The sequence below is a fragment of the Endozoicomonas sp. genome, from assembly GCF_031844845.1.
Taxonomy (GTDB): domain Bacteria; phylum Pseudomonadota; class Gammaproteobacteria; order Pseudomonadales; family Endozoicomonadaceae; genus Endozoicomonas.
This window is the reverse complement of sequence record NZ_JAVRMB020000201.1, coordinates 1-7,738: the sequence shown is the minus strand read 5'-3', so window position 1 is coordinate 7,738 and position 7,738 is coordinate 1. Positions and strand designations below refer to the sequence as shown.

The window sequence follows — 7,738 nt, the reverse complement described above, 5'->3', positions numbered from 1 at the left end:
CATAGCCAACCACAGGAATCGTGTCTGTGGTTGGGTCCTGGCGCTACCACGCAGAGCGTGGGAGCGAGGAGGGTTTTGCGACAACCGCCTTCGCGAGGATGACGGTCGGGGGGGGTTGCCCTTTTGCGACACCCTCGAAGGAGGGAATCCATCTCGGGAGTGGGAGTCTACCTCGAGCAGTGGATCCCCGCCTTCGCGGGGATGACGGTTGGCACGGGGATGACTGTTGGGTGTAAATTAGCCCTTAACCCGCAGATAAACAAACCACTTGCTCAGACCGACCATAACACCACCACCGATGATGTTACCGATGGTGACCGGCAGCAGGTTCCATAAAATATTGCTCAGGTTAATGACGGCAAAATCCTGGGCAGTGTAGCCAATGGCCTGCCAGAACTCAGGACCCGCCAGCTCTTTGATCATATAGCCCATTGGCAGCAGGTACATGTTAGCTACCGAGTGTTCAAAACCTGCGGCAACGAACGCAGCTACTGGCAGAATACAGGCCATCATTTTCCCTGCAGCCGTGCGGGCACTCAGGGTCATCCAGTAAGTGAGACACACCAGGAGGTTACACAGAATCCCCAGAATAATATCCTGCATGAACCCATGGCCCAGCTTGGCTTTGGCAATATACAGGGAGGAGAGACCTACCTGACCATTGCCGCCTTCCCAGACACCACCACCAAAAATCAACAGCGCAAATAAGATGGAGCCTATAAAGTTACCAGCGTAAACCAGTGTCCAGTTTTTTACGATATTCCGGAACTTCAACCGGCCAGTGGCTTTTCCCATTAACAGCAGTGTGCTGCTGGTAAACAGTTCTGCGCCACAAAGCACTACCAGCATCAGGCCGGTACTGAAGGCGATACCGCCCACCAGTTTCGCCAAACCATAAGGCATATCCTGCGCACCGGCCATTACCACGGAGTAAAACATACCGGCAATGGCAATAAATATTCCGGCAAGAATCGCCAGAACCATGGTCACTTCCGGATGTTTTTTCGCTTTGCCTACGGCCGCCTCTTCAGCCAGCTTCGCCATTTCAGCAGGAGGTACTGCCCCATAATTGGGCATATTTTGAATTTGCATGGTGTAATCCACAGCCAATAGATTTTGGCGCTAAGTTTATCAGTGAGAGGAGTCAGGTATCAGAGTGGTATGTTCAGTGGGTATTGCGAAAAATACCTAGTACAAAAATAAAACAGCCGGATAAAAAGTGATCAGCGGATAAAAACAGTGCAATGAAAAACAGATATTACCCAAGCTAAAGATAGTTGATTCTTGTGATCAATATGGGGAGGATAAGAGATATAGCATTTTTACAATGCTGTTCAATATCTGCTGGCATATAACTTACCGCTTCCCGATTCTTCATATGAATGAGGGGAAGGATGGAGAAGGATGTAGCATGAATGGTCATCTGTTTATCATTGCCCTTGGAGTAACCCTGCTGAACACGGTCCAGGCAGACGACCATATTAGTATGGCTGACGCCATTGACCGGACTCCTGAGCAACACTCTGCAGTTGCTCCAGCCAAAGAGCACGCTTCTACTATTGCAGTGAGTAATCGCTCTCTGAACCCCGCTGATAATACCAGGGGCCTGCGCATTGACTATCAGCCATTTGACAGCAACTTCAGTATGTCTGCCGGCAGCTTTCATAACTCGTCTAAAGATTCACAGAGTACACGCTATAACAACAAGACATACCTTGGCGTAGGCTGGAAAAAAATGGTTGATCAAGCCCGGCTGGGCATGCGAGTCGATATTGGTGCTGTTTATGAAAACAACGAGGGGCACAACCTTGCAGCCCCGACAGTCAATAGTCTGAAGTCCATCTCAACAAAAAATTTCGATGAAACGGAAACTGCGCGCTGGCAGCCCGTCATCAGTTTTGGTGTTTCCTACCGTTTTTAAGGCTTGCTTTCCACCAGTTTCAGGGCCGCTGTTTTCTTTTCTTCTGACTTACCCGCAGTGACTGCGTTAATGTGCATCCCTTTCAAAACATTCAGAGCCTGGTTCAACTGGTAATCCTGAGCCAGCAAATCCGCAATTTCTTTTGCTGCTTTATCAGCGGCTGCATTATTTTTGCCGGATACACCATCATTGCCTTCTTTATTGCCATTGCCCAGATGCCTCTGAAGATCGGCTTCCTTATACTGCTGAGGTGCATCAATCGGCGTTACCTTGGCGCGCTGAACCACAATATCCGGCTTGATGCCTTCTGCCTGAATCGAACGCCCTTTTGGTGTGTAGTACAAGGCAGTGGTCAGCTTTAATCCTTTTGCGGAATCGACGCTTAATGGTAATACCGTTTGTACCGATCCCTTGCCAAAAGACTCGGTTCCCATCAAAACAGCACGATTATGATCCTGCAAGGCACCGGCAACAATTTCTGACGCTGAGGCAGAACCACCATTAATTAATACAACCAGTGGAACACCCTGAGAAGGGTCATCAGCGGTGGCGTTAAATTTCATTTCAGAGCTTGGAATCCGCCCTTTGGTATAAACAATCAGGCCTTCACTGATGAAGGCATCGGTAACACCCACCGCAGCCTGAAGAACGCCACCGGGATTATTGCGAAGATCAAGAACCAGGCCATTAAGCTTGCCATTTTCCTGCTCTTTCTTCAGCTCGTTCAACGTATCTACCAGCTCTTTTCCGGTATCCGCCTGAAACTGACTGACGCGAATATAGCCGTAACCCGGCTCAAGGTTTTTGACCCTAACGCTTTGAACTTTAATGACGGCACGTTCCAGGGAAATCTCAAGGGGTTTCCCTTCACCCTCACGAACAATCGTCAGTTTAATGGGGGTGCCGGCTTTGCCACGCATCTTGTCAACAGAGTCACTCAGTGTCAGTCCCTTAACGGAGGCATCATCCAGCTTAATAATCAGGTCTCCAGCCTGAACGCCGGCTTTTGAAGCTGGCGTATCATCAATTGGGCTGACTACCTTGATAAACCCATCTTCCATGCCGACTTCAATACCCAGCCCGCCAAACTCTCCAGAGGTGTTTTCTTCAAGCTCCTGGAAATCATCCGGCTTCAAATAGGCCGAATGGGGATCAAGGCCACTGAGCATCCCCTGTATGGCATTGTCGAACAGTGTTTTGTCATCCACCTCCTCGACATAAGCCTTTTTGATGCGTTCCATCACTTCGGTAAAAGCGCGAAGCTCATCAAGGGGGAGTCTTCCTTTTGTGTCTTCTGCCTGTTCTATAGCGGGCTCAGCTTCCAACTCAACCGGAGCCTGGCTGGTATTTCCAGAAGCAGGAATATCCAGCGTCTGTGGTTCCTGACCAACCGGATCAGCAGCCCAGCCAGTCAGTGCCAGGCTGGTAGCAAGTGCTAAAAGCGTCGGCGGCCCAAAAAAAGAAGCCTTGAAAAGCCGGTTGAGGTTAAAAGTCAAATTCATGAATGCTCCCGAGCACTTTTTAAAATCAGTGAAGTATAGAGGCTACCCTTTGATTACCAAGCTGTTGACTAAATACCAAAGCTTCCGGGCACATAACTATTTAATTACTTATCGGTATCACCGATTGAAACTACACTGAATCACCTACCGGCCAAGCCATAGAGAAGGGTTTTCGGGTTTGCCATTCTGACGGACTTCGAAATAAAGCCCTTCCGTCAGCTGCCCACCGCTCTGACCACTTAATGCCAACGGCTCACCGGCCAGAACCGTATCGCCTTCCTGCCGGAGTATGGAGTCATTATGGGCGTACAGCGTCAGAAAGTTATCCCCATGATCAACAATAGCCAGCAAACCGTAGCTGCTTAGCCAATCCGCAAAAATAACCCGGCCATCATGAACCGCATTCACCGTCGTACCTGATGCTGTGGCAATAAACATTCCCTGCCATCGCATACGGGTTTCAGGATTCTGATCGTTGAACTTAAACAGCACCTTGCCGCCATCAACCGGCCACAACAGTTTTCCTTTACGGGTCTTGAATGATGGGCTGTTGCTGAGCTGTCGGCTGATAATGCTGGCCAGAACTTCATCGAGTTTTGCTCGTTGCTGCTCCAGCTGCTTCAGCTCTTTACCACCTTTGTGGTAGCGACCTGCCAACTCATTCAGCAATTTTTTCCGTTCAGACTGCTGTTTGACCAGCGTTTGTTTTTTCTGATCAATCAGTGTTTTTTCTTCTGCCAGGCGAGTAATGAGTTCCTGCTGAGTACTTTCCACAGACTTCAGCTCTGCGACGGTTTTTTCGTACTCGAGAATGGACTTGAGCTGTGCCTGCTGAAAATAATCCAGATAAACCAACTGCCGGGAAACGCTTTCCGGATCTTCCTGATTCAGCAGCAGCTTGATGCGACTGTCCCCCACACTTTTATAGAGGGACTGCAAACTTTGGGCGACCTGAACCTTTTGCTGCTCACTCTTTACCGTCAGTTGCTGCTGACGGCTCTGGAGCTTTTTTATTTCGCCCTGTCCCTCCTTCAGACGGTTTTCCAATGAACGGATATCAGTGTTCAGCTGATGGATGGCCTTTTCATTTTTCTGGATCAGATTCTGGGCCGAATTCCGTTCTGAGTTAATCGATTCCAGCAACTGGCTTACCTGCTGAATATCACTATCAATCGCTCTGATCTCTGCCTCGGTAACTGCCTGTTCATTACCCACACCCAGTTGGGGAAGAATGGCAAAAGCAGTAACTAACAGAGTTGTATACACCCTTTTTTTTCTGCTCTTACTATTGAGCAGCGAGATGAGGAACGTCATGGAAGGTATCTTTGGCTATCGATGGGAACCTGACCAGTATGCCTCTAAACCCGTTTTCGGAAAACATCTACCTGATAAAAGTAACTGCGGTGCCATGAAGGCCTGTTATTGCCGCCAAGAGAATTTCCCAAAACTGAGCAGGCTACCAAAAAGGAGAGCTATCCAGCTCCTTTCCCAGCTCACTCCAGATAATCAGCAGTTCTTCTTCTGTAAAAGCATCCAGCCCTAGTAATTTCACCATTATTGCAGCAGAACTTTTACCAGAAAGACTGGATAATACCTCTTCACTGAGACTGCGTTTTATCGCTTTGAACAACCGATGCTGTGCAATTCGATATTTTACATTTTTATTCTTGAAATCAGGACTACGTCTGAAGTCTTTCATATCAATGGCATCCATATCCATATCAATGATTCGTCCCGACATGATCTGCTCATTAAATTTCAGCTGTTTCACGCCAATCTGTTTGCCATCTATTTTTGCCTGATAGATTGTTGTATGGGTGAGACGATATTCCTTTAAATGCCGTAACCAACCCTCAGATTCTGCTGTCGAAACATATCTTCCCTGACATCGGCTCCATATACTTCCGGTTATAACATCTGACCGGGCTTCATCATCCAGGTTAACCTGATCTTCAAGGCATCTGGTCTCAACACCCGTGAGTTGTTTATGCATTTGGTTGTAAGAGCAATCGCCCCCAGAAACGTTTTCAATAAGATTTGGCATAAGTAGTTAATCATTTGTATTTCAATATTCTGACTATTAAATAAGCAATAAGTTCCAAGATCTGGAGTTCAAAGGGTGAATATTCGATTTCATTGGGCTAACTACTTAAGCTACCCCCAATAGCAATTCCCCCCCATGGCATCCAATAGTGATGAGCTCTCTGGTACACTTTCAGACATTACAACTGTTCAGGGAGTGCTCATGAGACTGACTTTTCTTGGAACTTCAGCGGGCATGCCCACCACTGAGAGAAATGTCACCGCACTGGCACTGGCTATTGATGATGCGAAGCAGTGGTATCTGGTGGATTGTGGGGAAGGAACGCAGCACCAGCTGCTTCGTTGTCGTTACACACTCAATAACCTCAAAGCTATCTTTATAACCCATGTTCATGGCGACCATATGTATGGTCTGCCAGGGCTGATTACTTCGGCCAGTATGCAGGGGCGAAAAGCACCCCTGATCATCTGTGCACCCGATGGGGTGCAACAGTTTGTAGAGGCCGCCCTGCACTATTCCGATGTCACACAGCTCCCTTTCAGAATTGAGTTCATTCAAAGTGACCAATCCGGTTTTTGTTATCAGGACAATCAGGCCAGCGTCACCGCTCATGAACTTTCTCACCGGGTTCCCAGCTTTGCTTATCGTCTGGTGGAGAAAACACTCAGCACTCAACTCAACATTGAACAACTGAATACACTGGGCGTTCCCAGGGGGAAACTGTGGGGGCTGTTGCAAAAAGGCCAGACCATTATTCTTGAAGATGGTCGCCAGATTAACCCTGAACAGGTAATGCAACCGCCACCGACCAGTCGCATTGCCGTTATTGCCGGCGATAACGACAAACCCGGGTTATTAATTGATGCACTCCAGGGTGCCCATTTGCTGGTTCATGAGGCCACACTCACCGATGCCGCCCTGCAAAAGGCAGGACCGGTCTGGATGCACAGCTCTGCCCGAATGGTTGCCGAAGCAGCTGAGACCAGTGGTGTTCCAAACCTGATCCTTACCCATTTCAGTGGACGCTATCAGCGCTCACCCTCAGCAGGCCCAAATAGTATTGACGCTTTGAAAGCAGAAGCAGAAAGCTTTTACTCAGGCAATCTTGGTTTGGCCAGTGACTTAAGTGCCTGGACTGTGGATCGCTCAGGCCAACTGATTGCCAGCCAATCGTGATACACTCGCCCGCTTAATTCATAAAGAAGTTGATCATTAATGTCTGATATTTATAAAACCATGGAAGAGCGGGTCAGTTACGGAATTGGCCGTCAGATGGGCGACCAGCTGGTTTCCAACCCAGTCGCCGGTTTATCGATTGATGCAGTGCTGGCTGGTCTGGCTGATGCCCTGAATGGTGCTGAAAGTGCCGTTTCTCATAAAGACCTGCACGTTGCCTTTACTGAAATGCAACAACGCATGCAGTCTGAAGAAGCGGAAAGAGCAACCGTTCTGGCGGCAGATGGTGAAAAATTCCTGGCTGAAAACGCTGCCCGTGATGGTGTACAGGTCACTGAATCCGGCCTGCAGTTTGAAGTGATCACTGAAGGCAGTGGCGAGAAGCCAACCCGTTCCAGCACTGTGCGTACCCATTACCACGGCACCCTGATTGACGGCACTGTGTTCGACAGCTCCGTTCAGCGTGGTGAGCCTGCTGAATTCCCGGTTTCCGGTGTTATCGCTGCCTGGACAGAAGCTCTGCAGATGATGAATGCAGGTTCCAAGTGGAAACTGTTTGTTCCCTGGCACCTCGCTTACGGTGAGCGTGGAGCCGGCGGTGCGATTGGGCCTTATACAACTCTGGTCTTTGAAATTGAGTTACTGGATATTGTTGCCTGATTGGCAAGCTCTGTTGAAAAAAGACAACTCTTCTTACCGGTAATTGGCAAGAAGAGTTGTTACTACCAACTATCAATTTGACGTTATCGGTTTAATAGGTAACTTATGCCCTAAGCCATGTCCAGGCCCTGCTTTTTCCTTCTTTGAAACCAGCAATACCGGCCTCTCCAAATTTATGGGCAGCGTTAACATATTGCCCATCCTCAAAGTCCTCTTTAGCTTTTGATAAATTACTCTGTCGAGTCTCTCCATGTTTCAAGATACTCAGCGCGTGTCTCGAAAGATCTTTTGAGACTTTCAGAGACTCCCGGCCTTCCTGACCTGAATATAAATGCAGTTTCAACTGGAAGTTACAAGCACCAATATTCAGATAGTGTTTAAGTTTCTCAAGCCAGACAATTTTTCGGCTAGAGAGATTTCCCCCATCAGGTTTCC

At 48.3% G+C, this 7,738-nt stretch carries 8 protein-coding genes; 3 read left to right on the top strand and 5 right to left on the bottom strand.

All coding sequences use genetic code 11. The features are described 5' to 3' along the window. Nucleotides 1-237 precede the first annotated feature (237 nt). A complete protein-coding gene (focA, locus tag RM811_RS10440) occupies nucleotides 238-1,092 on the bottom strand; it encodes a formate transporter FocA (RefSeq protein ID WP_402523745.1) in 855 nt (284 codons plus the stop codon). A gap of 319 nt (nucleotides 1,093-1,411) precedes the next feature. Here focA and RM811_RS10435 point away from each other — a divergent pair, with 319 nt between their 5' ends. After that, nucleotides 1,412-1,921 carry a hypothetical protein gene (locus RM811_RS10435; RefSeq protein WP_402523743.1) on the top strand — a complete coding sequence of 170 codons (510 nt, stop codon included), beginning with the start codon at nucleotides 1,412-1,414 and terminating at the stop codon, nucleotides 1,919-1,921. Here RM811_RS10435 and RM811_RS10430 read toward each other — a convergent pair. The 3 genes from RM811_RS10430 to RM811_RS10420 all read right to left on the bottom strand — a co-directional run bounded on the left by RM811_RS10430 (nucleotide 1,918) and on the right by RM811_RS10420 (nucleotide 5,467). Then, a complete protein-coding gene (locus RM811_RS10430; RefSeq protein ID WP_402523740.1) occupies nucleotides 1,918-3,423 on the bottom strand; it encodes a S41 family peptidase in 1,506 nt (501 codons plus the stop codon). The two genes, RM811_RS10435 and RM811_RS10430, sit on opposite strands and share 4 nt — an antisense overlap. Nucleotides 3,424-3,567: 144 nt before the next feature. Then, nucleotides 3,568-4,737, bottom strand: a complete 1,170-nt coding sequence (locus RM811_RS10425) for a murein hydrolase activator EnvC family protein (RefSeq protein WP_402523737.1) — start codon at nucleotides 4,735-4,737, stop codon at nucleotides 3,568-3,570. 142 nt (nucleotides 4,738-4,879) lie between these two features. Continuing rightward, entirely contained in the window at nucleotides 4,880-5,467 is a 588-nt protein-coding gene (locus tag RM811_RS10420; RefSeq protein WP_402523735.1) for a hypothetical protein, read from the bottom strand. Between the two features lie 201 nt (nucleotides 5,468-5,668). On the opposite strand from RM811_RS10420, the gene RM811_RS10415 reads away from it, so the two are divergent. Both RM811_RS10415 and RM811_RS10410 read left to right on the top strand, forming a co-directional pair. Further along, complete coding sequence (locus RM811_RS10415; RefSeq protein WP_402523733.1) at nucleotides 5,669-6,643, top strand: ribonuclease Z; 975 nt, start codon at nucleotides 5,669-5,671, stop codon at nucleotides 6,641-6,643. A gap of 39 nt (nucleotides 6,644-6,682) precedes the next feature. Further along, nucleotides 6,683-7,303 (top strand): FKBP-type peptidyl-prolyl cis-trans isomerase, encoded by a 621-nt coding sequence (locus RM811_RS10410; RefSeq protein ID WP_402523731.1) that lies wholly within the window; start codon nucleotides 6,683-6,685, stop codon nucleotides 7,301-7,303. Between the two features lie 103 nt (nucleotides 7,304-7,406). On the opposite strand, the gene RM811_RS10405 is transcribed toward RM811_RS10410, so the two are convergent. Next, nucleotides 7,407-7,738 (bottom strand): hypothetical protein (locus tag RM811_RS10405; protein ID WP_402523728.1); only part of this gene is annotated, 332 nt, incomplete at its 5' end.